This window comes from Burkholderia sp. MS455, assembly GCF_016899445.1.
In the GTDB taxonomy this organism is placed as follows: domain Bacteria; phylum Pseudomonadota; class Gammaproteobacteria; order Burkholderiales; family Burkholderiaceae; genus Burkholderia; species Burkholderia pyrrocinia_C.
Map to the genome: position 1 here is coordinate 1,968,320 of NZ_CP041778.1, position 25,504 is coordinate 1,993,823.

Consider the following 25,504-nt stretch of genomic DNA (forward strand, 5'->3'; position numbering starts at 1 on the left):
GATGAATGACAAGGAAAGAAAACCGTGGGTAACGGCGTCGGATGTCGCGGCGCGGGCCGGTGTATCGCGCTCCGCGGTGTCGCGCGCGTTCTCGCCGACGGCGAGCATCGCGCCGCAAACGCGCGAACGCGTGATGGTCGCCGCGCGCGCGCTCGGCTATCAGGTCAACCTGATCGCGCGCGACATGATCACGCAGCGCAGCAGCATGATCGGCGTCGTGACGGCCGGCTTCGAGAATCCGTTTCGCGCGCGGCTGTTGACGGACCTGATGGCCGCGCTCGGGCAGCGCGCGCTCACGCCGCTCGTGACCAACGCGGAAGACCCGCGCCAGGTCCGGCAATCGCTCGAGCAACTGCTCAGCTACCGGATCGCGGGCCTCGTGATGACGTCCGCGTCGCCGCCGCTGTCGGTGGCGCAGCAGTATCTCGAACACCGGATCCCCGTCGTGATGATCAACCGCGACGCGAACCTGCCGGGCGCGGATGTCGTCGTCAGCGACAACGCGGCAGGCGCCGTTCATGCGGTACAACGGCTCGTGCGGGCCGGCGCACGCCGGCTCGCATTCGTCGGGCCGCGCGGCGCGAGCTACAGCGCACAGGCGCGCGCCGCGGCGTTCGAGCATGCGATCGGGCGCGGCGATGCATACGACGCGACGCTCGCGTGCGTACTCGACACCCAATCCGACACCCATGCGTGCGGGGTCGACGCCGCGCGGCAACTGTTCGCGGCCGGCGAGCGGCCCGACGGCGTGTTCTGTTCGTCCGACCTGCTCGCACTCGGCGTGATCGACGCCGCGCGCAGCGAATTCGGGTTGCGCGTGCCGGACGACCTGCGCGTGGTCGGCTTCGACGACATCCCGGCCGCCGAATACGACGCCTATCGGCTGACGACGCTCCGGCAGGACACGCGCGGCCTCGCGCACGCCGCGGTCGACCTGCTCGCCGACCGGATGCGGACGTTCGACGGCCCGTCGCGCACGCGTGTCGTGCCGGTCACGCAGGTGGTGCGGCATAGCTGCGCATGACACGGTGAAATCGGGCGCGGCGTTGCCGCGCGTCACTTCAACCCGCCCGCGAACCCGCGCAACAGGTAGCGCTGCACATAGCCGGCCACGGCCAGCGTGGGCAGCGACGCCATCAAGCCCGCGCTCATCAGGTCGCCCCAGTCGATGCCGTTCTCCGTCACATAGCCGGCGATCGCGAGCGGCAGCGTGAAGCGGCTCGGCGTCGACACGAACAGCAGCGCGATCAGGAACTCGTTCCACGCGGCGATGAACACGAAGATCGCGGTCGCGATCAGCCCCGGCGCGCACAGCGGCAGCACGATCTGCACGAGCCGCCGCGCGAGCCCCGCGCCGTCGATGCAGGCCGCTTCCTCGTATTCGACCGGTACGTCGCGCACGAACGCGAGCAGCATCCAGATCGCCATCGGCAATGCGTAGATTTGATACGCGAGCATCAGGCCGAGCGTCGAATCGAGCAGGTGCAGCCGCTTCGCGAGCGCGAACAGCGGCACCGCGATCGTGATCGGCGGCATCAGCTTCAACGCGAGTACCAGCACCAGGAACAGCAGGTCGAGCCGTGCCGGAAACCGCAGCCGTACGAGCGCATACGCAGCCGGAAACGCGAGAGCCAGCGCGAGCAGCGTCGTGCCGAATCCGACCAGCAGCGAATTGAAGAGCGGCGCGCCGATGCCGTTGGACCATACCGACGCGAAATGCTCGAAGGTCGGCGCGGCCGGCCAGATCCGCAACGGATGATCGAGGCGCTCGAGTGTCGGCATGAAGGCCGCGCCGGCCATCCACAGGCACGGCAACAGCAACAGCGCGAGCGCGGCAACACGCAGCGCCCACGGCATCGCGCGACCGAATGCGGCGCCCGTTCGCGCGCGCGAGATACCCACTGGTTGCGCCGTCATGCGCGCCGCTTGCGAACCGTCTGCCATACATACCCCGAGACCAGCAGCGCGGACGCCGCGAGCATCAGCACCGACGCGGCACTCGCCGGCCCGACGTTGAAGAAGCGGAAGCCCGTGTCGTAGATATAGGTCGACAGCGTCTGCGTGGCGTTGCCGGGGCCGCCGCCCGTCAGCGCATAGACCTTGTCGAACAGCTTGAACGTGTCGATCGAGCGCAGCAGCAGCGCGAGGCCGATCTGCGGCGCCGCGAGCGGCAGCGTGATGTCGCGCAGGCACTGCCACTCGCTCGCGCCGTCGGTGCGCGCGGCTTCGTACAGTTCACCGGGAATCGATTGCAGCCCCGCCAGCACGATCAGGAACGCCATCGGCGTCCACTGCCATACGTCGACGAGCGCGAGCGACCACAGCGCGAGATGCGGATCCGACAGCCAACGCACGCCTTCGATGCCGAACGCCGCGAGCAACTTGTTCAGGAATCCGTCGAAGTTGAGCCAGTTGCGCCAGATCGCGGAGCACACGAGCGTGGACAGCATCATCGGCAGGATCGCGAGCGGCAGCGCGATGCGCCGCCCCGGAAACGCGCGCACGAACAGCAGCGCGAGGCCGAAGCCGAGTGCGACCTCGGCGAGCGACGCCACGATCGTGAAACGCAGCGTATTGCCGAAGCCGGCCGTGAACGCGTCGTCGCCTAGCACCGCGCGATAGTTCGCGAGCCCCGCAAACGCGCGGCGGCCGGCCGCATAGTCGACCCGGCAGAACGAGTCGATCAGCACCTGCGCGACCGGATACAGCGCGAGCGCGGCGAGCACCAGCAGTGCGGGACCGAGCAGCGCGACGAACGGCAGGCTGCGGCCGAAGGCTTTCATGCGCGGGTTCCGGGCGACGTATCGAGGCGGGCCGTCACTTGCCGGCCGCGGCCATCGCCTGCGCGATCTTCTGCTGCGCCTGGCGCAGCGCGGCGTCGGGCGCGGCCTGCCCGGTCAGCGCGAGCTGCAGCTGGTCGCCGAGAATGCTCTCGACCTGCTGCCAGTCCTTCACGCGCGGCCGCGCACGGCCAGCCTCGAGCGCCTTCAGTTGATCGGGATACCAGCGGTACTGGCGCACCAGCGCCGGATCGGCGAACACGCTGCGGCGGGTCGGCGGAATGCCGATTCCGGCGAGGCGCGTCTGCGTGTCGCGGGCGGTCAGGTAAGCCAGGAAGTCCTGCGCGAGCTTCGCGTGCGGCGCGTCCTTCGGAATGCCCATCTGCCAGATGCCGAGCATCGGCGCCGGGCCGGCGGTCTGCCCGGGCGGCGGCTGCAGCGCGATCTGCCCGACCACGCGCGACTGCTTCGGATCGTCGAGCGCCGGCACCCATGCAGGCCACACCTCGATCGACTGCGCGGCCGTGCCGCGCTGCAGCGCATCGCGCACTTCCGCCGCGCCGTACACGTCGACGTCCTTCGGCGCGGACGCCTTCAGCGCGAGGAACGTCTTCAGCGCGGCCTGCGCTTCGCGCGAATCGATCGTCACGTTGCCGGCATGGTCGAACACGTCGCCGCCGTAGGCCCACAGGATCGGCAGGAAGCCGGTCACGACCGGGTTGCCCTTCGTGCCGCGAAACACGACGCCCGACACACTCTTGTCCGCGCCGCCGACGGTCTGCGCGATCTTCAGCACGTCGTCCCAGTTGCGCGGCGGCTGCAGCTTGTATTTCGCGAGCAGGTCCTTGCGGTACGCGAACATCTCGACGTTGCCGACGATCGGCAACGCATACAGCGCGCCGGCCGCGTTGCGGCCGAGCGCGACGGCGGACGGCACGAGATCGGCGTCCGCGAGCGACGCGGGCAGCGGCTTCAGCCAGCCGTTGCCGATGAATTCGGGCGCCCACGTGTCGTCCATCATCACGAGGTCGTACGCACCGGTGCCTTCGCGCATCGACAGCTTGAGCTTCTGGTACAGGTTCGCGTTCGGCAGCTTGAGCAGCTCGATCTCGGTGCCCGGGTGCAGTTTGTTGAAACCGGCGACGGCGTCGGCCAGCCCCTTGCCGTAGATGTCGTCACGGCCTGCGATGACGAGATCCGCGGCAACGGCGTGCGTGGCGGCGAAGGACAGCGCAAGGGCGGCGGACAGCGCGCGCAGGCGGCTCAGCAAGGTCATGGGGTCTCTCTCGTTCGGCGTGGTGGCGGGACAGCCGGGCGTTGCACACGTGTGCAACGCGGGCGACGCTTCCGGCTGCCTGAAGCGAACGCCATTGTTCACGCCGATCGTTAAGAATTTATGGCACGCGGCGGAAGAGACAGCCGCCGGGCCCGGCGGCCGCCTGCCCGCCCGACCACACGGGCCCCGTCAGAAGTTCACGCGGATCCCGGCCATCACCGCCAGTTGCCGGCTCGAGTTGCTGTTGGCGAGCACCGGAATCTGCGCGTAGTTCACCGCATTGCCGTTCGTATCGGTGCCGAGCCCCGTGCCGCTCGCGATCTGGCCGATCGCGACCGCATACAGTGCCGTGCGCTTCGACAGGCTGTAGTTCGTGCCGACGTTCAGTTGGTGGAAACGCGTCGTGCCGCGCCCGTCGGTATGCGCGGCGTTGAAGATGTACGCGACGCCGCCCTGCAGCGCGGGCGTGAACATGTACGTGACGTTCAGCTCGCCGATGTCGAACGTGAACGCCTGCGTGCGCGGCTGTTCGGCAGTCGAGAAATAGCGGCTGTCGCCTAGGCGCGTATGCGTGTATGTGAGCGCGACCGTCGCCGCGCCGAACGTCACCGAGCCGCCCGCGCCGAACGCGCGCATCGAGCCGGCGTCCTGAAGCAGGCAATACATCGCGCCCGGATTGCTGCACGCGAAATCGCCGATATAGCCGCTCGCGCCGCCGAGCGCCGCATCGAGCGGCTGGTGCAGGTCGAGGTAACCGACCGAGAACGCCACCGGCTCGCGCGTGTACGTCGCGGCCACCGCATAACCGCGTTTCGCGGAAAAGTCGCCGGCCTGCCCGCCGAAGCTGAACGTGCCGCCGAACGTGAGGCCATTGAAATCGGCGCTGGTGAACTTCACCGCGTTGTTGAAATTGAACGCGGCGTTCAGGTTATCGACGTCGCCGAGATGCGAGCCATACGGCGTCGCCCAGTTGTTGCTCGACACATACGCGCCCAGCATGTCGGTGTACGAGTCGTATTGCCGGCCGAGGCCGAGCGTGCCGATCCCGTCCTGGCGCAGCCCGACCCACGCCTGCCGGCTGAATGCGGTGCCGCCCTGCAGCGCCTGCCCGTTCGCGGACAGGAACTGCTGTTCGAGCGTGAACACCGCGTCGAGCCCGCCGCCGAGCGGCTCGGCGCCCTGGAAGCCGAAGCGGGACGGCACGAGGTTGCCGCCGCCCATCTGCCACGCATGGCCGCCGCCCGTGCTGCCGTCGGCGCGCGTGAACTGCTGGTTCGTCGAGTAGATGACACCGGTGTCCACGGTGCCGTACAGCGTCACGCTGCCGGAGGCCTGCGCATGCGCGTGCATGCAACCCAGCGTAGCCGCGGCCGCGGCCAGTCGTCGTCCGATCTTCATGTCCCGTCCTCTGGTGTCGTCGATTCGCAGTGCAAATCGATCGTGTTGTCGATAGGGGTGACGGGACTCTATCCAGCGAAAATTCAGGACCTCTATCTCAAATCGGCAAACGATGGATCGCGCTGCCCGCGACGATGTCCGACGACGCCGTCGCGGTGCGCGTGCGTCAGTCGGGACGCGTCGTCTGGGAAGGCAGCTCGCCGAACAGGTCGCGATACTCGCGCGCGAAATAGCCGAGATGCGTGAAACCCCAGCTCGCGGCGGCCTCGCCGACGCCGAGCTGCTGTACCGGCGTCGTGCGCAGCATGCGCCGCACCGCGTTCAGCCGGATCGTGCGCAGATAACCGACCGGCGTGACGTCGGCAACGCGCTGGAAGCTGGTTTGCAGCGTGCGGCGGCTGCAGCGCAGCGCGCGGCACAGTTCGAGCACGGTGACGGGTTCTTCGGGCCGGTCGCGCAGATGCTTCTCGCAGCGGCTCACGATGTCGCTGTAGGTGGCATGCGTGATGTCGCGCCGCTCGACGCCGATGCCCTGTTCAAGCGCATCGAGGAACATGCCGAGCATCGCGTCGCGGAACATCTTGCGGGTGGCCGCGTATTCGAGGTGGCCCGGGTTGCGCTGCGCATCGTCGATCAACGACGACAGCCGCACGCCGAGCGCGACGCCCTGCTCATCGGACAGCCGCGTCACGTGCCGCAGCTTGCGCGCGCCTGCCGCGCCGAATTCGGCCTCGCACAGCTCGTCGACCATGTCGGACGCCGCGCTGATCCCGACGAGCCCCATCCCTTCCGGCGTATGGAATTCGAAATCCTCGCCGGCGCGCAGCGCGAGCAGCGCATAGCCGTCGACCGGCTGGCCCTGGAACGTGCCCGCGAGCGGCACGGACAGCGGCACCGCGAGCGACGTGCGTCCGGCCGGCGCGAGCCCGGTTTGCGCGACGCGCCGGTTGGTCGTTTCGCGGAAGAAGTGGAAATCGTCGTACAGCACCTGCGTGACCGTGCCCCTGAAGCGGCCCGGCGTCATCTGGCGGTAGACCTGATGCCAGCCCGCGATCGCGAGCCCGTGGTCGTGCACGTCTTCGTGCGAGCGTGACTGGAACAACATCGGCGCCTCCGGTAAAACCCTGATTCCTGGATGCGACCGAGGCGTTCGCCCCGCCGCAACGCCACAGCTTACCCGCGCAAAAACCTGCGCAGTGCCGTTTCGAACGCAAGACAGGCCGCCGACAGCGCAACAGCCTGCTCGCCGGTCAGCCGAACGTAGCGGCGAAACGACGGCATCCGGTTCACGACCTCGCTGCCGCCGAACGGCACGATCGCGAGCGTCCAGCGGCCGTCGCGCGCGTCGATCGCGCAGTCGGTCAGGTGCAGCGGCCGCAGCGCATCGGCCATCAACGGCTCGGCGACCAGCGCAGCCACCGTGGCGACGAATCCGAAGTCGCATCCCGGCGCTGGCGCCGCATCGATACCCGTGCGGCGCAGCCAGCCGGTCTGCCGCACGCGGGCGCTGCCCTGAACAGCCGGGCCGTGTACGGTCACCGTCACCTTCACGCTGACCGTATGCATCAGGAACTGGCGCTCGACGCGCTCTTCGACGTTCACGCACACGCCGTTCGGTAGCCTTGCCGTCCGACTGCCCACACCGTCGGTATCGCGCACGGCATGCAAATCGGCGAGCACGCGCGCGGTGATCGCGCCGGGCCGATGGCCGGGCGGCGGCGCATCGGGCGCCGCGCGCCACCGGGCGAGCGCGGCCTTCACGACGCGACGTGCTCGTTGCGCAGCACTTCCTCGACCGGCACCGGCTTGAACGGATGCCGGCGCTGCACGACGAGCGTCCAGAACAGCGCGTATAGCGCAGTCAGCCCGAGCATCGCGCCGAACGGCACGTAGATGTCGCGCGCGTTCATGCCGGGCGGCGTGATGTACCAGATCGCGAGCACGATGCCGACGCTCGACACGATCTGCGGCAGCGGGAACAGCGGCGAACGGTACGGACGCGGCAGGTCCGGGCGGCGGATGCGCAGCATCACGACCGACGCGGTGACGAGCAGGTACGCGGTGCCCCACGCGCAGGTCGCGGCAAGCACGAGATGCAGGATGCTGTCGAGATTGCCGTTGATCAGCCATGCATGGAAGATCGGCACGACCGCCGCCACGACGATGCCGACCACCGGCGTCTTGAAGCGCGGATGCAGGTACGCGAAGCAGCGCGGCAACGCGCCGTCGATCGCCATCCCGTACAGGATCCGCGGCAGCCCGGCCATCAGCGTGTTGATCGTCGCGGCGCCCGCGAACAGGAATGCGATGCCGAACCAGATGCGGCCGAACGGGCCGAGCACCTGCAGCGCGAACGCGGGAATCGCGCCCGGCGTGTCGAGCAGGTGCGTGAGGCCGTCGGGGCTCACGGGCACGTTCGCGACCTGGCGGCGGATCGCCGCGCCGTACAGAAACATGCAGATCGCGACGCCGACGAGGCCGATCGTCATCGCGCGCGGAATCGTGCGGCCCGGCGCCTTCATTTCCGGCGCGAGCGGCGTGACGAACTCGCAGCCGACGAACATGAACATCGCCATCCCGACCAGCGACAGCACGGCCGGTACCGACGTGCCGACTTCCGAGCCGCCGAACCAGCCGTCGAGGTGCACGGCCGGCGCGGCCGCGAGCCCGAGGATCCCGAAGATCATCAGCGACAGCCACATGCCGGCCGTCAGCACGATCTCGAGCTTGCTGAACACCTTGATGCCGATGATATTGGTGATCGCGAACGTGATCACGAGGCCGACGCCGACGAGCCAGGAGCTGTTGTGCTTCTCGAACGCGGCGTTCAGCGATTCGAAATTGACGAGCGCCATGATGCCGCTCAGGATCGTCTCCGCCGTGCCGGCGAACACGTGCACGAGGAAATACGCGGAAATCGTGCCGGTGATCGCCCAGAAGCGGCCCAGCCCGCACGACAGGTAATCGTAAACCGAGCCGGCCGTCGGCAGCATCGCGGCGGCTTCGGAGAACGTGGTCGCCTGCGCCTGCATCATCACGAACGCGATGATCATCGCGACCGCGAACGCCCATCCGCCCATCCCGAAGCCCGACGTCGCGGTGAGGATCACCGGGCTCGCCATGATGAGGCCGACGGCGCTCGCCAGCGCGGTCGGAAAGCCGACCGCGCCCGCCTTCAGTGCGGTGCCGCCGCCCGCTTCGGCCGGCGTGCCGGCGGACGTATCGCCCGCGGCGCCGGTAACTTCTGACCATCCCGACATCGTCGTCTCCTTCCGTTGTTGACCTGAACCCGCGCTTCGGCACCCGGGCCCCCTGTCGATCACACCTCGATCCGATGTCGAAAAAATACGCAGGCAAAATAATCCGGTCATAGCGCAAATCGGCAAACCGGCAGCGGCCAGGCTGCCCGCCGCCGGTTTGCGGTCACGCAATCATGCCGTCATCCGTCACGCGAACGGCACGGCCTCGAAGCCCGCCGCGAGCGCGTCGACGATCCGGTCGAGCTGTTCGCGCTGGATCACGAGCGGCGGCGACAGGATGATCTTCGTGCCGACCGGTCGCACCAGCACGCCGTTCTCGCGCGCGACTTCCGCGACCGCGTTCGCATAGCCGGACAGCGGGTCGATCGGCTCGCGCGTCTCTTTGTTCGCGACGAGGTCGAGCGCGAGCATCAGCCCCTTGCCGCGCACCTCGCCGACCGCCGCGAAGCGTTCCGCGAACGGCTGCAGCGCTTCGAGCAGATACGCGCCCTGCTTCGCCGCATTCGCCGGCAGGTCTTCCTTGACGACGATGTCGAGGCTCGCGATCGCGGCCGCGCACGCGACCGGGTGGCCCGCATACGTGTAACCGTGCATGATCGCGCCGCCGAAGTCCGCATTCGCGGCGAACGCGTCCTCGATCCGCGCGTTCACGACCGTCGCGCCGAGCGGCACGTAGCCCGACGAGATCCCCTTCGCAAGACACATGATGTCCGGGCGCACGCCCCAGCCGCGGCTGCCGAACATGCTGCCGCTGCGGCCGAAGCCCGTCACGACTTCGTCGGCGATCAGCAGCACGCCATAGCGATCGCACACCTCGCGCACGAGCGGCCAGTAGTTGGCCGGCGGCACGATCACGCCGCCCGCGCCCTGGATCGGCTCCGCGATGAACGCGGCGACCGTGTCGGGGCTCTGGAACTGGATCTCGCGCTCGAGCATTTCCGCGCAGATCCGGCCGAGTTCCTCCGGATCCTGCGTGAACGGGTTGCGGTACAGCCACGGCGTCTCGACGTGGAAGCAGCCGGGCAGGTTCGGCTCGTAGTTGCGGCGGAACACCGTGTTGCCGTTCACCGACGCGCCGCCGAAGTGCGTGCCGTGATAACCCTGCTTCAGCGAGATGAACTTCGTGCGATCGGCCTGGCCGCGCACCTTCCAGTACTGGCGCGCGATCTTCAGCGCGGTCTCGATCGCGTCGGAGCCGCCCGAGCTGTACAGCACGCGGCGCATCCCTTCCGGTTCGAGCATGTCGATCACCTTCTTCGACAGCTCTTCCGCACGCGGATGCGAGATCCCGTCGAACAGCTGGAAGTATTCGAGCTCGTCGAGCTGGCGCACGATCGCGTCCTTCACTTCCTTGCGGTTGTGGCCGACGTTGACGTTCCACAGGCCCGCGACGCCGTCGACGAGCTGCCGGCCCTCTTCGTCGAACACGTAGCAGCCGTCGCCGCGCACGATGCGGATCGGCTTGCGCTGCTTCATTTCGTTCGGGTGCACCATCGGATGCCAGAATTTTGCTTCGTTGTAGCTCATTGCAGTCTCCACTGTCGGATCGTTTGAACCTGGTCGTTCGGGTTCGAGGTTCTAGGTTCGCGCCGCGCGTCAGTGCGCGATGCAGACGGATTTGGTTTCGGTGAAGCCTTCGATCGCGTACTGGCCGAACTCGCGGCCGATGCCCGATTGCTTGTAGCCGCCGAACGGCATCGACGGGTCGAGCGGGATATGACAGTTCACCCACACGGTGCCGGCCTCGATCTGCGGCACGAGATTCATCACACGCTTCAGGTCGTTGCTCCAGATGCTCGCGGCGAGGCCGTACGGCGACGCGTTCGCGAGGCGCACGGCGTCGGCCGCGTCGTCGAACGGCACGACGACGATCACCGGGCCGAACACCTCGTCGCGCACGATCGCGCTGTCCGGATGCGGATCGGCGATCACGGCCGGCTTCACGAAATAGCCGGGCAGGTCGTCGGCCGGCGTGCCGCCCGCAAGAAACGTGAGGCCGGCGCGGCGCGCGCCTTCGATGTGCTGGACGACCTTGTCGCGATGGTGCGCGGAGACGAGCGGGTTGATCTGCGCGGTCGTGTCGAGGCCAGCGCCGAGCTTCATCGACTGCGCGACGCCCGCGAGGCCGTCCGAGAGCTGCGCGAACTTGCTGCGATGCACATAGATACGCGACGCGGCCGCGCACACCTGCCCCTGGTTGAAGAACGCGCCGGCGGCGACGCCGTCGAGCGCCTGCGCGACGTCGATGTCGTCGAGCATCACGATCGGGTTCTTGCCGCCGAGTTCGAGCGAGAAGCGCGTCATGTTCTGCACGGCCGCCGCGCCGACCAGCTTGCCGGTCGCGGTCGAACCCGTGAACGAGATCTTCGCGATCGACGGATGGCTCGCGAGCGCGGCGCCGCACGTACGGCCGCCCGTGACGACGTTGAACGCGCCGGGCGGCACGCCGGCTTCGCGTGCGAGTTCGGCCAGGCGCAGCGCGGTGAGCGGCGTTTCCGGCGACGGCTTCAGCACGATCGTGCAGCCGGCCGCGAGCGCGGGAATCAGCTTCCACACCGCGATCATCAGCGGGAAATTCCACGGCACGATCGCGGCGACCACGCCGACGGGCTCCTTGCGCGTATAGGCCGTATAGCGCGTGCCGGGCGGGAACGGGATCGAGACGTCGAGCGTCTGGCCGGTGATCTTGGTCGCCCAGCCGGCCATGTAGCGCACGTATTCGACGCTCGCGCCGACCTCGATCGCGCGCGACACGTGGATCGACTTGCCCTGGTTCAGCGTCTCGAGCTGCGCGAGCGTTTCGGCGTCGCGTTCGATCAGGTCGGCGAGCTTCAGCAGGATGCGTTCGCGGTCGGCCGGACGCAGCCCGCTCCACACGCGCGTGTCGAACGCGTGCTTCGCACTGGCGACCGCGCGGTCGACGTCGTGCTCGTCCGCATCCGCGACCGTTGCGAGCCGCTCGCCCGTCGCGGGGTCGTACACGTCGAGCCGCGCTGCCGCGTGCGCGGGCTGCATTTCACCGTCGATGAAGAGGCCGAAATCGCGCGCAACGAAGGTGCGCACGGTGTCGCTGACGGCGACGAAGTTCGTGTTGCTCATGGGCGTCTCGATGATTGTCGTGGCTGGACCGCGTGCGCGTGGGCACGCGGGCGTCGGACCACTGTATCGAGCGAGGCGGGCGCGCAGTTAGCGCAAATTGGCAGGGCGTGGGGGGAAGGTGGCGAGTTCGAACCGCGCGGTGGCGCCTGGTGGGGCGAGACCGAGAACGTGCCCGATATCGGCGCGGACAGCCGCTGTTCCGATACCGGACTATCGTCCGGTCGTTGAAGGGCTAGTTTCTGAAACCGTGCGCCATCGACGCGAGGAAGTCGTATGCCTGGTAGTCCAGCCAATAGACGCCGAGCGCAAGCGGAATCAGGAGGTATAGCGAGTCGTACGTCCCACTTCTCACCGTTCTGATGATGAAAATCGGCAGCGCAATACTCAACGCGATGACCACAAGCGAAGCGGCAATGATCGCGACGTCCATTTTTCCGGCCCTTGGTTGTTATCGAAACGACGATTGCGCATGGTACTGCACGATCTCAAGGGCCAGCGAGCAGAACGATTACAGGAACAGCGCCCCGACCAGCTCGGTGCGGTTCGACACGCCGAGCTTGCGATACATGCGCATCAGGTGCGTCTTGACGGTCGGCTGGCCGAGCGCGAGATCGCGCGCGATCTCCTTGTTCGAACGGCCGTCGCGCACGAGGCGCGCGATCTGTTCCTCGCGATAGGTCAGCCGTTCCTCGCAGCCGATCCGGTGAATCCCGCGCCGCGCGCGCAGCAGCGGGCTCAACGCGACTTCGGCGACAGGCTGCAGCCGCGCGAGCGCATCGATCTCGCCCGGCGCGAATCGGCTCGCCGTGCTATTCCCGGCCTCACCTCCAGCCGCCTCGCCCATCCCGAAGCGCAGCAATGAGAACGCGCCGACCGTGCGGCCCGCGTCGCGCAGCCAGATCTCGACGACGTCGGCCACGTCGTGCCGCCGCAGGAAACGGGTCCAGTACGCGGACGCCTCGCGCCTTTCGTCAGGCAATTGGGAAGCGAGCGTGACGACCGCGCATTCCCCTGCCGCGCAGCGCGACGGATGCAGCGGATCGAGCATCCGGTAGCGCGCGACATAGGTGCGATGCATCGACTCCGGCATCCCGAACAGCTCGAAATCGGCCGGTTCGCCGCTCTGGTCGAGCCGGTAGAACACGATCGCGGACGGGCTCGCGAACGCGTCGAACGCGTCCACGCACGCGCGCAGCGCACGTTGCCAGTCGGCGGCGTCCTGATCGGCGGGAACGGATGGGGTCGGCACGGAGGAATCGGCTGGCGGGCGAAGGCGTCTAGGTTCGGGCCAGCCTACCGGCGCCGAAAAGCGCCGGTGAGCACAAATCGGCAAATCGTCCCGGTCTGGCGAATTCGGCCGGTGTGGCCGGGACGCGGGCGCGCGACGGTGCGCGCGCCTTCTATCAGCGCGCGTTCGCGGCGAACGTGTCGCAGGCGCTCACCTCGCCCGCCTCCATCCCGCGTCTCAGCCAGTACACGCGCTGGTCGCTGCTGCCGTGCGTGAAGCTTTCAGGTACGACATAACCCTGCCCTTGCTGCTGCAGCCGATCGTCGCCGATCGCGGCGGCCGCCTTCAGCCCCTGCTCGAAATCGCCGGGTTCCATCAGCCGCTGGTTCGCACGCTGTGCGTTGTTCGCCCACACGCCGGCGAAGCAATCGGCCTGCAGCTCCATCCGCACCGACAGCGCGTTCGCGCGCGCCTGGCTCGAACGCCTGCGCGCGGCGTCGACCTTGTCGGAAATGCCGAGCAGGTTCTGCACGTGATGGCCGACTTCGTGCGCGATCACGTAAGCCTGCGCGAAATCGCCGCCCGCGCCGAAACGCTTGCGCAGTTCGTCGTAGAAACCGAGATCGATATAGACCTTGCGGTCGGCCGGACAGTAGAACGGCCCCATCGCCGTCTGGCCCGTGCCGCATTCGGTCGGCGTCGAGTTCGTGAACATCACGAGCTTCGGCGGCTCGTACTGCGCATGCAGCTGGGTGTTGAACACGCCCGTCCACGTGCGCTCGATATTGCCGAGCACCTTGCGCGTAAACACCGAGCCCGGATCGTTCGCCGGCGAGCCCTGGCGCTGTGCCGGTGCGGGCTGCGCCTGCTGCTGCCGGCCCTGCAGCGCCGATGCGCCTTCGAGCACCACGCGCGGGTCGATCCCGAAGAAATACGACGCGGCCAGCGCAACCACGATCGTGCCGATGCCGATTGTCGCGCCGCGCCCGCCGCCGAAACCGCCGGCGCCGCGGCGGTCCTCGACGTTCATGCTTTCTCTTTCGTCATCCAGCCTCATTGCCGGCCCCTCCCTTCCTTGTCGATGGTCCGGCCGCGCCAGCGCGCAACCGGGCGATACCCCGTGGTGACACGATCCATCGGCAGACGCGATGCCTGCGCATCGGGCGCATGCTCGCGCCGATCCCGCCGGCCTGCCGCTTCGCACGCACGACGGAATCGGCCGGCCGACGCGCCGCGCGTCGATGCGCGCGCTCGCCCGCGCTATTTTGCCGGGCTTTCGTGACTTATCCCAAAAATGTGGAGGATAGAGCGATTCGGCGCCGGACATCGTCAGCTTTTGCAAAATGGACCACGGCCGTAGCGGCGAGCCGGACGCCGTCCGCATTCATCCTTTCGGCTGATACCGGCGCTCGCCCGCGCCGCCTAAAGTGACCGGCAACGCCCCCCTTTCGGAGAACGACATGACGCACCAGCAACCCCGCACGATCGCGATCACCGGCGCGGGCACCGGCATCGGCGCAGCATGCGCGCGCCGCTTCGCCGGCCGCGGCGACCGCGTCGTGCTGATCGGGCGACGTCAGGCGCCGCTCGACGCGCTGGCCGCCGAAACGGGCGGCCTCGCGCTAGCCGGCGACGCCGCAAGCACCGCCGACTGGGCCGGCTTCCTGCCGTGGATCGCCGAACGCTTCGGCCGCGTCGACGCGCTCATCGCGTGCGCAGGCGGCCACGGCGTCGGCCGCGCGGACGAAACCGGCGACGCGCAGTGGCGCGACGCAATGCACGCGAACCTCGACACCGCGTTCGTCAGCGCGCGTGCGTGCCTGCCGGACCTGATCGCGCAGCGCGGCAGCATCGTGCTGGTCGCGTCGATCGCGGCGCTCGCAGCCGGCCCCGGCGTATGCGGCTATACGGTCGGCAAGCACGCGGTGCTCGGTCTCACGCGGTCGCTCGCCCGCGACTACGGCCCGCACGGCGTGCGCGCGAACGCCGTGTGTCCGGGCTGGGTCCGCACACCGATGGCCGACGCGGAAATGGAACCGCTGATGGCCGCGCACGGCGACACGCTCGACGATGCGTATGCACGCGTCAGCGCCGACGTGCCGCTGCGGCGCGCGGCCGATCCGCACGAAATCGCGGCCGTGTGCGCGTTTCTCGCGTCGCCCGATGCATCGTTCGTGACCGGCGCGACGCTCGTCGCGGATGGCGGTGCGATGGTCGTCGACGTGCCGACGCTCGCGTTCGACAAGCTTTGATGCGCGAGGGCACGCCGCCTGCGTGATGCGTCGCTGCGGGCGGCGTTCCGTGCGACGTCCTCCGGCACTCCGACGCCCGCTACGGCACGCTCACCGCGCCGCCCGCTCGTTTCCCGCTCCAAAAATCCGCTACCATCGACCGATCCCACCGCCCCGCCCGGCGCCGCCTCACCGCTCGGACTTCGATGAACATCCGGTTTCTTGAAACCTTCGTCTGGCTCGCGAAGCTCGAAAACTTCCGGCTGACCGCCGAAAAACTGCACACGACGCAAGCCGCCGTGTCGAGCCGCATCGCATCGCTCGAAGAGGCGTTCGACGTGCGCCTGTTCGACCGCAACACGCGCTCGGCCACGCTCACGCCCGCGGGCCGGCGCATGCTGGCCTATGCCGAGCGGATCGTGCGGCTCGACGGCGAAATGCGGCGCGACATCGACGCAGCGAGCGATGCCGGCCTGATCCGGATCGGCGTGATCGAATCGATCGTGCACAGCTGGTTTCCAGCGCTGATGGCGCAACTGCGCGAGCGTTATCCGCGGCTCGACGTCGAGATCACGAGCGACACGACACTGCACCTGATCCGCCTGCTCAGCACCGACGGCGTCGACCTGATCCTGCAGACCGATCCGGTGCCGGGCCCCGATTTCACGAACCTGCCACTGTGCGAATTCCCCGTGCGCTGGGCGGCAAGCCCGCGCCTCGGGCTCGGCGGCCAGCCGCTCGACGTCGCACGCCTCGCGGAATTTCCGATCATCAGCTTCTCGCGCCACTCGGGGCCGCACGCGACGATCGAGCGGCTGTTCGCGGCCGTCGAGCGGCCGGCCAGCATCAACTGCATCACGTCGGTCGCCGCGATGATCCGCCTCGTCGCCGACGGCCTCGGCGTGGCTGCGCTGCCGCCCGCGATCATCGGGCGCGAACTGCACGAAGGCGCGCTCGAACTGCTCGACGTCGAACCCGAATTCCCCGCGCTGCCGCTCGTCGCGACATACCGCAGCCAGGGCCTGCCGGTCGCCGCACGCATCGCGGAACTGGCGAGCGAGATCGCGCGCGCGATGCCCGCCGCCGCGAGCATCGCGAAGCCGGCCGCACCGGCCAGCCCCGACCCCGTCGACGCAGCGCCCGCCCGTACGACGGCCAAAACAAAGAAAAATACCAAGGCAACTGCGAAGCGCACGACGAAATCCGCGCCGCCCGCCGCCGCCCCGGCCAAACGCCGCCCGCGCCGCTCATAAGAAAACCTGTTCACCGCGAATTTGTTTTCTTGTTGGACGGGCGCGGCCCGTCTTCGGGAAACTGCGGTTCCTGACACACCCCTGTCACGAGGAACCCCGCGATGACCCGCCTTTCCCTTCCGCACGGCCAGCTTTGCGTCTGGACGGATATCGACCCCGCGCACGAAGCCGATTTCAACGCGTGGTACGACCGCGAGCACATGCAGGAACGTGTCGCGATTCCCGGCTTCACGCACGCACGGCGCTTTCGCGCGACCGACGGCGGCCCGCGCCAGTATCTCGCGCTGTACGTGACGGACACGCTCGACGTGTTCCGTAGCGACGCGTACCGGCGCGCATTCACGCAGCAGACCGCGTGGTCGCTCGCGAACTTCGAACGCATGACGGGCACGCAACGGCGCGTCGGCGAACTGACGATCGAGGCCGGCGACGGCGAAGGCGCGCATCTCGCGCTGTTCGTGCTGCCGCCGGAACGCATCGACGTGCTGCAACTGCGCGAGCGCTTCGACGCCGCGCTGCGGGAACCAGGCATTCACGCGGCGCGGCTCTTCCGCACCGCGCCCGAGCTGTCCGCGCCGATCGGCGCCGATGCGGCCGCCCGCCCGGCCGCCGACGCGCTCGTGCTGATCGAAGGCAGCGACGCGGCCGCGACACGCCGCGTGGCCGCCGCACTCGCCGGGCACGAAGACGTACGCACCTTCGACCTGCTGTGGCGCGCCGCCGCGCCGCTGCCGGTTGCGCGCCGCGACGCGGAAGCCGAAGCGGAACCGGCCGCCGCCGCGCTGCCTGCCTGAACGCCGACGCCGGCCGCGCCGCTTCCGCACGCGGCCGACGCGTCGGCCCCGCGCTTGATCCCGTTCTCCGTCACGACAGGCCCGAACCCATGAGCACTCTCGCCCAGCCCGCCGCCCACGCGCCCCGCCGCGTCCGCAACAGCCGACTCGCGACCGCGAGCATGATCGGCACGTCGCTCGAGTGGTACGACTTCACGATCTACAACACGCTCGCCGCACTCGTCTTCAACCACCTGTTCTTCCCGTCGGTCGATCCGCTGGCCGGCACGATCCTCGCGTTCTCGACCTATGCGGTCGGCTACGTGTCGCGCCCGCTCGGCGGCTTCGTGTTCGGCAATCTCGGCGACCGCATCGGCCGCCGCGCGGTGCTGATGCTCACGCTCGTGCTGATGGGCGTGACGACCGCGCTGATGGGCGCGCTGCCGACCTATGCGCAGGCCGGCATCCTGAGCCCGATCCTGCTCGTCGCGCTGCGTTTCGTGCAGGGCGTCGCGCTCGGCGGCGAATGGGCCGGCGCGGTGCTGCTGTCGGTCGAGCATGGCGACCAGAACCGGCGCGGGCTGTCCGCGTCGTGGACGCAGATGGGCCCGTCGTTCGGCACGCTGCTCGGCACCGGCTGCATTGCGCTCGTGACGCTGTCGACCACGTCCGCGAACTTTCTGTCGTGGGGCTGGCGCGTGCCGTTCGCGGCCAGCGCGCTGCTCGTCGTGTTCGGCTTCTGGCTGCGGCGCGGCGTCGACGAAACGCCGCAGTTCGAGCAGCTCGCCGAATCGCATGCGACCGCCGAGGTGCCCGTCGCCGACGTGCTGAAGTACCACTGGCGGCGCCTGCTGATCGCGGGCGGCGCGCGGATCGGCTCGGACGTGCTGTATGCGCTGATCGTCGTGTTCACGCTGACCTACGTGACGACCGTGCTGCACCTGTCGCGCCCCGTCGCGCTGACGGCCGTGATGGTCGGCACGGCCTGCAATGCGCTCGCGGTGCCGTTCTTCGGTGCGCTGTCGGACCGCTTCGGCCGCCGGCCCGTGTACCTCGCCGGCGCGATCGCCGGTGTCGTGTGGGCATTCGTGTTCTTCGTGATGCTCGATTCGGCACGCCCCGGCGCGATCGTCGCCGCTGTCGCGATCGGCCTCGTGATCCATGCGGTGATGTACGGCCCGCAGGGTGCGTTCGTGACCGAACAGTTCCCGACGCGCGTGCGCTATGCGGGCTCGTCGCTCGCGTACACGCTCGCCGGCATCGTCGGCGGCGGCTTCGCGCCGCTCGTGATCGCCACGCTGTTCCGGCAGACGGGTACGACGACGGCCGTGTCGCTGTACGTCACCGCAGCGCTCGTCGTCACGTCGATCGCACTCCTCGCCGCGCGCGAGACCGCGCACCGGCCGCTCGCGGAATGAGCGCCGCCGCAAGCCGATTCATTCCTTCGCACTTCAAACGGATATCCGCATGCAAGCCCTGTCGTTCAACGTGATTTCCCGGCAACGCGCGCCTGCCGCCGTCGACGTCGAGATCGAGCGCGTCGTGATTGCCGGCTGGGCCGGCCGCGATCCGGCGGCGATCCGCGCGCACATCGACGAACTCGCGGCGCTCGGCGTCGCGCCGCCTTCGACCACGCCGTGCTTCTATCGCGTGTCGTCCGCGCTGCTGACGCAGGCACCGTCGATCGGCGTACTCGGCGCACGCTCGGGCGGCGAGATCGAATGCGTGCTGCTCGACAGCCCGGCCGGCACTCTGGTCACGGTCGGCTCCGATCATACGGATCGCGAAGTCGAGGCGTATGGCGTCGCGGTGTCGAAGCAGGTGTGCGCGAAGCCGCTCGGGTGCGATGCGTGGCTTTACGCGGATGTCGCCGATCACTGGGACGCGATCGAGATGCGCTCGTGGTTGGTCGCGCGTGACGGCGAGCGGATTGCATATCAGCACGGCGCGGTCAGCGGCCTGCTCGCGCCGGACGCGCTGTGGCAACGCTTCGACGACCGCCGCACGATGCCCGCGCGCTGCGCGATGTATGGCGGCACAGTCGCCGTGCATGGCTCGATCGCGGCGATGGGCGACGGCGACGCGTTCGAGATGGAACTGCACGACCCGGTGCTCGGGCGCAGCCTTCGGCACCGGTATGCGGTCGAGGTGTTGCCGGTCGTGGCGTGACGGGAGCGGCGGGCCTGACGGTTGCCGAAGTGAAAGCGGTGCACGCATGCTTTCATGCCCGCACGTTTCGTTCGCCTCAGCCTCTCGCGCCGCCGTTCACCGCAAGCACCCCAACCCCGCCAGCGTCGCCTCCACCGCCGTATCGAGCGGCGTCAACGGCTCGCGGCCGAGCACCGCCGTCACCCGCGCGTTGTCCATCCTGAGCGGCTCGCGCCACAGGTAGCGCATCTCCAGCATCTCTCGCAGCGTCGTGACGAACGGCGCCGCGACCCACACGAGCCACCACGGAAAGCGCCGCACCGCCGGTCGCATTCCGTGCCGCTGCGCCACGCGACTGATGGCCGCGGCCATCTGCGTGCCGTCCGCGTCCCAATGCCCGCCGAGATGGAAGCGCGCAAACGGCTCCAGCGTGTCGCGCCGCTCGATCAGCTCGACCATCGTGCGCGCGACATCCGGCAGATACGCCCACTGATGGCCAACGCCCGGCCGCCCCGGCACGCTGATCGTCGAGACGGGCCGCCCCGGCTTGACCAGCCCCTGCGCAAACCAGTTGTTGCCGGCACGCGCCCCGAAGAAATCGCCCGCGCGCACGACGATCGTGCGGACGCCCTGCGCGGTCGCTTCCTGCAGCCGCCGCTCCAGTTCGACGCGGATCGCGCCCTTGCGGGTCGTCGGATGCTGCGGTGCGTCTTCGCGCAGCACCGGAAACGCGTCGGCGCCGTAGTTGTAGACCGTGCCGGGCAGCACGACGGTCGCCTGCGCCACCGTCGCCGCCGCGATCGTGTTGTCGATCATCGGCAGCACCTGCGTCGGCCAGTTCCGGTATCCGGGCGGGTTCACCGCGTGCACGATCACGCTGCAGCCGCGCGCGGCCCGCACCACCGCCTCGCGATCCAGCGCGTCGCCGCGCATCCATGTGATGCCGTCGCGCTCCACGACGTCGGCATCGAGCCCGCGCTTGAGCGCGCGCACCTGCCAGCCGGCATCGCGCAACTGCCGCGCGACTTCCCCGCCGATCCCACCGCTCGCGCCGAGTACGAGTACCTGTCGTTGCGTCGCACCTGTGTTCGTCGTCATTGCCGTTCTCCTTGAATGAAACCGTCGTGAGATGCATTCTGGCGCGCGGGAGGCTAATAATGAATTGCCCAGCATCGGATATCAGCTATACATTTATGTATGACCACCGATCTGAACTGGGAACGCTACCGCACCTTCCTCGCGGTGCTGACGGAAGGCTCGCTGTCCGGCGCGGCGCGCGCGCTCGGCATTACGCAGCCGACGGCCGGCCGCCACGTCGCGGCGCTCGAGGCCGCCTTCGGCCAGACGCTGTTCACGCGCTCGCCGTCGGGCCTGCTGCCGACCGAGGCGGCGCTCGCGCTGCGCGGCCATGCGGAGGCGCTGCGCAGCGCGGCGGCCGCGTTCGAGCGCGCGGCCGCGAGCCACGGCGCCGGCGTGCGCGGCACCGTGCGGATCTCGGCCAGCGACGTGATCGCCGTCGAGGTGCTGCCGCCCATGCTCGCGCAATTGCGGCGCGATCATCCGGGGCTCGTCATCGAACTGGTGCCGACCGACCGCATCCAGGACGTGCTGAACCGCGAGGCCGACATCGCGGTGCGGATGGCGCCTCCCGCGCAGGACGCGCTCGTCGCGCGGCGCGTCGGCGCGATCGAGGTCGGGCTGTATGCGCGCGACGACTACGTGGCGCGCAACGGCGTGCCCGCGACGATCGACGAACTCGCGCATCACGCGCTGATCGGCTTCGATACCATCACGCCGTTCATCCGCTCGGCAGGGCGCGGGATGCCGCTATGGAAGCGCGATGCGTTCGCGCTGCGCACCGACAGCAACCTCGCGCAGCTCGCGATGATCCGCGCCGGCTACGGCGTCGGTTTCTGCCAGACGGGGCTCGCGAAGCGCGACGTGCGGCTCGTGCGCGTGCTGCCGGACGGGCCCGCGATGAAGCTGGAAACCTGGGTCGTGATGCACGAGGACCTGCGGACGAGCCCGCGCTGCCGGGCCGTGTTCGATGCGCTGGCGGACGGGTTGCGCGCGTATGCCGACGGAGAAGCCGCCGAATAAAAGGCTCGAATTGCCCGGACGGTACTACTCGTGGATTTTCCCGGCGAACAGGATGTCCGCCATGCGCCGCCATGGATTGCCAGGCACGTCGTAGAAGCGCAATCCTTCCTCCGACGCTTCGGCCCAGTCGACCATCGCCTCCAGGTACTCGCCGATCGAGCGGTTTTCCCAGCCGAGCGCGGCACGCGCGTATGGCGACGGCGGCACGTCGGCTTCGAGCTGCCGCTCCGTGTTCCAGTCATGGCCGAGTACGCGCAGGAAATGGATCAGCGAGCGCTCGTCGATCACACGCTCCAGCGCGTCCTGCAGCCTGTCGGCCATCTGGCTTTTCAGTTCGTCGTTCATGCTCATGCGTAGGCCCTCTCCCGCGTCTCTCGAATACGCGCCGCTGCATGTGCGCGGCGCGTGTTTACATCAGCAATTGCCGCGACAGCACCTCGCGCGCCTGCGTGACGGTTTCGCGTTCGCCCGGCATCGGCGGCGTCAGCGAAAACACCGCGTCGGGCAGCGGCGGCAGCCGGTATTTCGCGCCGAGCCGCATCATGCCGTCGCCGATCGCCGACGCGCACAGGCAGCCGACACCGAGCCCCGCCGCGAGCATCGACTGCAGCCCCGCGACACCCGACGCGCTGTGCACGAGCACGTACGGCGTGTGCTGCTCGTCGAGCGAGCGCACCGCGATCTGATGCATCATGCAGTCGTCCGGCAGCAGCACGAGCGGCAGCGGCTCGGGCAATTGCTCCGCGAGCGCGGGCGACGCGACCCACGACAGCGGCTCGCGCCGCAACACCCAGCGCGTATCGGCCGACGCCGGCCGGAACGGCCCGCTCGACAGGTTCATCACGACGCCGAGATCGATCTGCCCTCTCGCGTGCGCCGCCTCGATGTCCGCGCTCTTCATCGCGCTCACGTGCAGGCTCAGTTGCGGGTAGCACTCCCGCAGCCGCGCCAGCAGGCCCGCGACTTCATTCGTCCGGTAGTAGTCGGTGATCGCGACGCGCAGCTCGCCCTTGATCGCCTGCCCGCGCAGCTCGTCGAACGCGGCCTCGTTCAGCGCGACGATCCGCCGTGCGTGCTGCAGCAGCCGCGTGCCGGCCGGCGTCGGCTCGACGCCGCGCTTGCTGCGCACGAACAGCGGCATGCCGGCGCGCAATTCGAGCTTGCGCACCTGCTCGCTGACCGTCGACTGCGACAAGTGCAGCAGCGGCGCGGCGGCCGTCAGGCTGCCGGCGTCCGCGACCGCCGCGAAAGTGCGCAACTGGTCCAGATCGAAACCGCGCATCGCCATTCTCCATCCATCGATTAACCCGATGGATGCTACCATCCTTTCCCGCTTTTCCGATTCGTCGACCGCACCCAGAATACGGGGTCAATGGCCGGCTGCGCCGCGCGCGCATACGGCCCTCATTCTTTTCGGACCCTTCGTTCATGACGAACCACACTCTTGCCCCTTGCGCGCCGGCCGGCGCGGCTGCCGCGGCGACGCCGCGCAGCCATCATGGCTGGGCGCTCGTGGTCCTGCTGGTCGGCGCCATTCTGCCGCCGCTCGACTACTTCATCGTGAATCTCGCGCTGCCGGCCATCCGCGACGGCATCGGCGCGCGCCCGGCCGAGCTCCAGCTCGTCGTGTCGGCCTATGCGTGCGCGAGCGCGGTCGTGCAGATCACGGGCGGCCGCCTCGGCGACCTGTACGGCCGCAAGCGCATGTTCATGCTGGGCATGGCCGGCTTCGTGCTCGCGTCGACGCTGTGCGGGCTCGCCGGCAGCGGCGCGGTGCTCGTCGGCGGCCGCGTGCTGCAGGGCCTGTTCGCTGCGATCCTCGCGCCGCAGGTGCTCGCGACGATCCGCAGCGTATTCAGCCCGCAGGAACAGGTGCGCGTGATGGGCTTCTACGGTTTCGCGTTCGGCCTCGCGGCCGTGATCGGCCAGCTCGGCGGCGGCGCGCTGATCAGCCTGCATCCGTTCGGGCTAGGCTGGCGCGCGATCTTCCTCGTCAATCTGCCGATCGGCATCCTTGCGCTCATCGGCAGCTGGCGCTTCATCCCGGAAAACCGGCCGCCGCGCGGCCAGCGCATCGACGTGCCGGGCACGGTGCTGATGTCGCTGTTCCTGCTGATGCTCGTGTATCCGCTCACGCAGGGCCGCGAGGCAGGCTGGCCGCTGTGGATGATCGCGTGCGTCGTCGGCGCGCTGCCGATGCTCGGGGCGCTGCTGGCGGTCGAGGCGGGCCGGCTCGCGCGCGGCCGCGATCCGCTGCTCGACGTGCGCCTGTTCCGCAACCCGGTCGTCGCGCTCGGGCTCTTGCTCGCGTTCCTGTTCTACATGCTGAGCGCGTTCTTCCTGAGCTACGGAATCTATCTGCAGGGCTGCCTGAACTGGTCGCCGCTCGCGTCCGGGTTCGCGATCCTGCCGCTCGGGCTCGGCTTCCTCGCGAGCCCGCTGCTGATGCCGCGCCTCGTCGGCCGGTTCGGCGGTTATCGCGTGCTCACGCTCGGCTTCGTCATGCTCGCCGCAGGCGTCGCGACCGCCGCCGCGCTCGCCCGCGAAGGCGCGCCGGGGCCAGGCTTCTACGCGGGCATCGCGGCGATCGGCATCGGGCAAGGGCTCGTACTGCCGTCGGTCGTGCGGATCGTGCTTGCGGAAGTCGACGCGGCCCGCGCGGGCGTCGCGTCAGGGATGGTCAGTGCGATGCTGCAGATCGGCGCGGCCGTCGGCGCCGCAACGATCGGCGGCGTGTTCTTCGCGCGGCTCGGCGTGCATCCGGCCGCGGTCGATTACGTGCAGGGGTTCCGGACGTCGATGTTCACGCTGACCGCCGTATTGCTTGCGTGCATCGCACTGTCGACGGCACTCGGGCCGCTGCATCGGCGGCTGCATGCAGGTGCGTGACGCGGAGCGTGGATCGCACCGCCAGCGGGATCTGCGGCGGAAAGGTGAATGCACAGCCGATCGCCGGTATCCGGCTCATCGGTGTTTTTTGCGTTGCGCCTGCCGCGCTTCCCACTCGGCCAGCTCGATGCGATAGCGCGCCAGCGCTTCGTCGTACAGGTCGAAGACGCACGGCGAGCAGCCGCTGTTGCAGCAGTCTTCCAGTTCAGGCTGTTCGGGCGGGGTCGGACGGGGATCGTCCTCGGACGGATCGGATGGATCGGTAGGGGCAGGCGTGGGCACGGCGAAGATCGAATGACGAGGAACGTTCACCAGTATAAGTGTATGCCGCCCGGCCTGCCGGCAGTGTCACGTCCGTCCGCAGACGCGTGCACACCGCCCGCTCGTTAGTTCGATGCACGCGATCCCGTCGGGTGCCGCGAGGCCCCTGTCGCACCGGACAGCGTCCTGGCGATGTCGTCGTGGTCGTCGTGCGGCGGTGGTCATGCGTTCATCCATAATGGCGCGACTGCCGACGAAGCGGGCGGTGCGCGCCGACAACGCGCTTTTCGTTGCGTTCCTGAATGCCGCCCTCCGTGCAGCCGCGTCTTTCCCACCGATCGCCAGGAGTCGAGTCATGGCTGAAGCAGTGAATCCGCCGGAAGTCTGGGCGCCGTTCGGCGCGTTCTCGATGGCCGTGATCCAGGGAGACGGCCGGATCGTGCATCTGAAGGGGCAAGTCGCGCTCGACCGCGACGGACAACTGGTCGGCCACGGCGACATGCGCATGCAGGTGCGGCAGACGCTCGACAACATCCGCGACGTGCTGGCCGCGATGGGCGGGCAAATGCGCGATGTGATCTCGCTCGTCCACTACGCGACCGACATCGATGCATTCATGCAGGCCGGCGATATCCGCAAGACCTGCTTTGCCGAACCCTATCCCGTGACGACGACCGTTCAGGTCGAGCGTCTCTACCATCCGGATTTGCTGATCGAGATCGCGGCCGTTGCCGAAATTCCGCTGACGCGATTTCGGCGGCCTTCGCCTCACGCGTGAATCACGGCCGTCCCGCGCCACAGTGCGCGC

The 25,504-nt window shown here is 68.8% G+C and carries 25 protein-coding genes; 9 read left to right on the top strand and 16 right to left on the bottom strand.

What is annotated here, in order from left to right; all coding sequences use genetic code 11:
* Position 1 precedes the first annotated feature (1 nt).
* Positions 2 to 1,024 carry a LacI family DNA-binding transcriptional regulator gene (locus FPJ27_RS13455; RefSeq protein WP_204421445.1) on the top strand — a complete coding sequence of 341 codons (1,023 nt, stop codon included), beginning with the start codon at positions 2 to 4 and terminating at the stop codon, positions 1,022 to 1,024.
* Between the two features lie 32 nt (positions 1,025 to 1,056).
* Here FPJ27_RS13455 and FPJ27_RS13460 read toward each other — a convergent pair whose 3' ends face one another.
* The 12 genes from FPJ27_RS13460 to FPJ27_RS13515 all read right to left on the bottom strand — a co-directional run bounded on the left by FPJ27_RS13460 (position 1,057) and on the right by FPJ27_RS13515 (position 14,098).
* Positions 1,057 to 1,917 (bottom strand): carbohydrate ABC transporter permease, encoded by an 861-nt coding sequence (locus FPJ27_RS13460; RefSeq protein WP_204421446.1) that lies wholly within the window; start codon positions 1,915 to 1,917, stop codon positions 1,057 to 1,059.
* Positions 1,914 to 2,783: a sugar ABC transporter permease gene (locus FPJ27_RS13465; RefSeq protein ID WP_152865218.1), complete on the bottom strand. Its 870-nt coding sequence runs from the start codon at positions 2,781 to 2,783 to the stop codon at positions 1,914 to 1,916. Before FPJ27_RS13465 ends, FPJ27_RS13460 begins: the two co-directional genes overlap by 4 nt.
* Before the next feature lie 34 nt (positions 2,784 to 2,817).
* Positions 2,818 to 4,056, bottom strand: coding sequence for an ABC transporter substrate-binding protein (locus tag FPJ27_RS13470; protein WP_072442431.1), 1,239 nt, complete (start codon positions 4,054 to 4,056; stop codon positions 2,818 to 2,820).
* 189 nt (positions 4,057 to 4,245) lie between these two features.
* A complete protein-coding gene (locus tag FPJ27_RS13475) occupies positions 4,246 to 5,454 on the bottom strand; it encodes a porin (RefSeq protein WP_204421447.1) in 1,209 nt (402 codons plus the stop codon).
* A gap of 166 nt (positions 5,455 to 5,620) precedes the next feature.
* The gene (locus tag FPJ27_RS13480) at positions 5,621 to 6,559 is read right to left on the bottom strand and encodes a helix-turn-helix domain-containing protein (protein WP_204421448.1); all 939 of its coding nucleotides are present in this window, start codon (positions 6,557 to 6,559) and stop codon (positions 5,621 to 5,623) included.
* Positions 6,560 to 6,627: 68 nt separating this feature from the next.
* Positions 6,628 to 7,215 (bottom strand): DUF3156 family protein, encoded by a 588-nt coding sequence (locus FPJ27_RS13485; RefSeq protein WP_204421449.1) that lies wholly within the window; start codon positions 7,213 to 7,215, stop codon positions 6,628 to 6,630.
* On the bottom strand, positions 7,212 to 8,714 hold the full coding sequence (locus tag FPJ27_RS13490; protein ID WP_204421450.1) for an APC family permease: 1,503 nt from the start codon (positions 8,712 to 8,714) through the stop codon (positions 7,212 to 7,214). Before FPJ27_RS13490 ends, FPJ27_RS13485 begins: the two co-directional genes overlap by 4 nt.
* A gap of 186 nt (positions 8,715 to 8,900) precedes the next feature.
* Complete coding sequence (locus tag FPJ27_RS13495) at positions 8,901 to 10,241, bottom strand: aspartate aminotransferase family protein (protein ID WP_175959509.1); 1,341 nt, start codon at positions 10,239 to 10,241, stop codon at positions 8,901 to 8,903.
* Positions 10,242 to 10,310: 69 nt separating this feature from the next.
* Positions 10,311 to 11,813 (bottom strand): aldehyde dehydrogenase family protein, encoded by a 1,503-nt coding sequence (locus FPJ27_RS13500; protein WP_204421451.1) that lies wholly within the window; start codon positions 11,811 to 11,813, stop codon positions 10,311 to 10,313.
* A 232-nt stretch (positions 11,814 to 12,045) separates the two neighbouring features.
* Entirely contained in the window at positions 12,046 to 12,243 is a 198-nt protein-coding gene (locus FPJ27_RS13505) for a hypothetical protein (RefSeq protein WP_175918254.1), read from the bottom strand.
* A 78-nt stretch (positions 12,244 to 12,321) separates the two neighbouring features.
* Entirely contained in the window at positions 12,322 to 13,062 is a 741-nt protein-coding gene (locus FPJ27_RS13510; RefSeq protein ID WP_204421452.1) for a helix-turn-helix transcriptional regulator, read from the bottom strand.
* A 154-nt stretch (positions 13,063 to 13,216) separates the two neighbouring features.
* Positions 13,217 to 14,098 (bottom strand): neutral zinc metallopeptidase, encoded by an 882-nt coding sequence (locus FPJ27_RS13515; RefSeq protein WP_204421453.1) that lies wholly within the window; start codon positions 14,096 to 14,098, stop codon positions 13,217 to 13,219.
* 403 nt (positions 14,099 to 14,501) lie between these two features.
* On the opposite strand from FPJ27_RS13515, the gene FPJ27_RS13520 reads away from it, so the two are divergent.
* From FPJ27_RS13520 to FPJ27_RS13540, 5 genes are all read left to right on the top strand, one after another.
* Entirely contained in the window at positions 14,502 to 15,293 is a 792-nt protein-coding gene (locus FPJ27_RS13520; protein WP_204421454.1) for an SDR family oxidoreductase, read from the top strand.
* Positions 15,294 to 15,478: 185 nt separating this feature from the next.
* Positions 15,479 to 16,525, top strand: a complete 1,047-nt coding sequence (locus FPJ27_RS13525) for a LysR family transcriptional regulator (RefSeq protein WP_204421455.1) — start codon at positions 15,479 to 15,481, stop codon at positions 16,523 to 16,525.
* A 101-nt stretch (positions 16,526 to 16,626) separates the two neighbouring features.
* On the top strand, positions 16,627 to 17,319 hold the full coding sequence (locus tag FPJ27_RS13530; RefSeq protein ID WP_204421456.1) for a DUF4286 family protein: 693 nt from the start codon (positions 16,627 to 16,629) through the stop codon (positions 17,317 to 17,319).
* Positions 17,320 to 17,408: 89 nt separating this feature from the next.
* Complete coding sequence (locus tag FPJ27_RS13535; RefSeq protein ID WP_072442408.1) at positions 17,409 to 18,716, top strand: MFS transporter; 1,308 nt, start codon at positions 17,409 to 17,411, stop codon at positions 18,714 to 18,716.
* Positions 18,717 to 18,765: 49 nt separating this feature from the next.
* The gene (locus tag FPJ27_RS13540) at positions 18,766 to 19,467 is read left to right on the top strand and encodes a DUF2848 domain-containing protein (RefSeq protein WP_204421457.1); all 702 of its coding nucleotides are present in this window, start codon (positions 18,766 to 18,768) and stop codon (positions 19,465 to 19,467) included.
* A 96-nt stretch (positions 19,468 to 19,563) separates the two neighbouring features.
* On the opposite strand, the gene FPJ27_RS13545 is transcribed toward FPJ27_RS13540, so the two are convergent.
* Positions 19,564 to 20,544, bottom strand: coding sequence for an NAD-dependent epimerase/dehydratase family protein (locus FPJ27_RS13545; protein ID WP_204421458.1), 981 nt, complete (start codon positions 20,542 to 20,544; stop codon positions 19,564 to 19,566).
* Between the two features lie 99 nt (positions 20,545 to 20,643).
* Here FPJ27_RS13545 and FPJ27_RS13550 point away from each other — a divergent pair, with 99 nt between their 5' ends.
* Positions 20,644 to 21,546: a LysR family transcriptional regulator gene (locus tag FPJ27_RS13550; RefSeq protein WP_072442402.1), complete on the top strand. Its 903-nt coding sequence runs from the start codon at positions 20,644 to 20,646 to the stop codon at positions 21,544 to 21,546.
* A gap of 24 nt (positions 21,547 to 21,570) precedes the next feature.
* Here FPJ27_RS13550 and FPJ27_RS13555 read toward each other — a convergent pair whose 3' ends face one another.
* Positions 21,571 to 21,891, bottom strand: a complete 321-nt coding sequence (locus FPJ27_RS13555) for a hypothetical protein (protein WP_204423190.1) — start codon at positions 21,889 to 21,891, stop codon at positions 21,571 to 21,573.
* 64 nt (positions 21,892 to 21,955) lie between these two features.
* Positions 21,956 to 22,828, bottom strand: a complete 873-nt coding sequence (locus FPJ27_RS13560; RefSeq protein WP_111020334.1) for a LysR family transcriptional regulator — start codon at positions 22,826 to 22,828, stop codon at positions 21,956 to 21,958.
* Between the two features lie 146 nt (positions 22,829 to 22,974).
* Here FPJ27_RS13560 and FPJ27_RS13565 point away from each other — a divergent pair, with 146 nt between their 5' ends.
* Positions 22,975 to 24,435, top strand: a complete 1,461-nt coding sequence (locus FPJ27_RS13565; protein WP_072442400.1) for an MFS transporter — start codon at positions 22,975 to 22,977, stop codon at positions 24,433 to 24,435.
* 75 nt (positions 24,436 to 24,510) lie between these two features.
* On the opposite strand, the gene FPJ27_RS13570 is transcribed toward FPJ27_RS13565, so the two are convergent.
* On the bottom strand, positions 24,511 to 24,717 hold the full coding sequence (locus FPJ27_RS13570; protein WP_072442398.1) for an oxidoreductase-like domain-containing protein: 207 nt from the start codon (positions 24,715 to 24,717) through the stop codon (positions 24,511 to 24,513).
* Between the two features lie 334 nt (positions 24,718 to 25,051).
* Between FPJ27_RS13570 and FPJ27_RS13575 the strand changes: the two genes are divergently transcribed.
* Positions 25,052 to 25,474 (top strand): RidA family protein, encoded by a 423-nt coding sequence (locus FPJ27_RS13575; RefSeq protein WP_072442396.1) that lies wholly within the window; start codon positions 25,052 to 25,054, stop codon positions 25,472 to 25,474.
* Positions 25,475 to 25,504 lie beyond the last annotated feature (30 nt).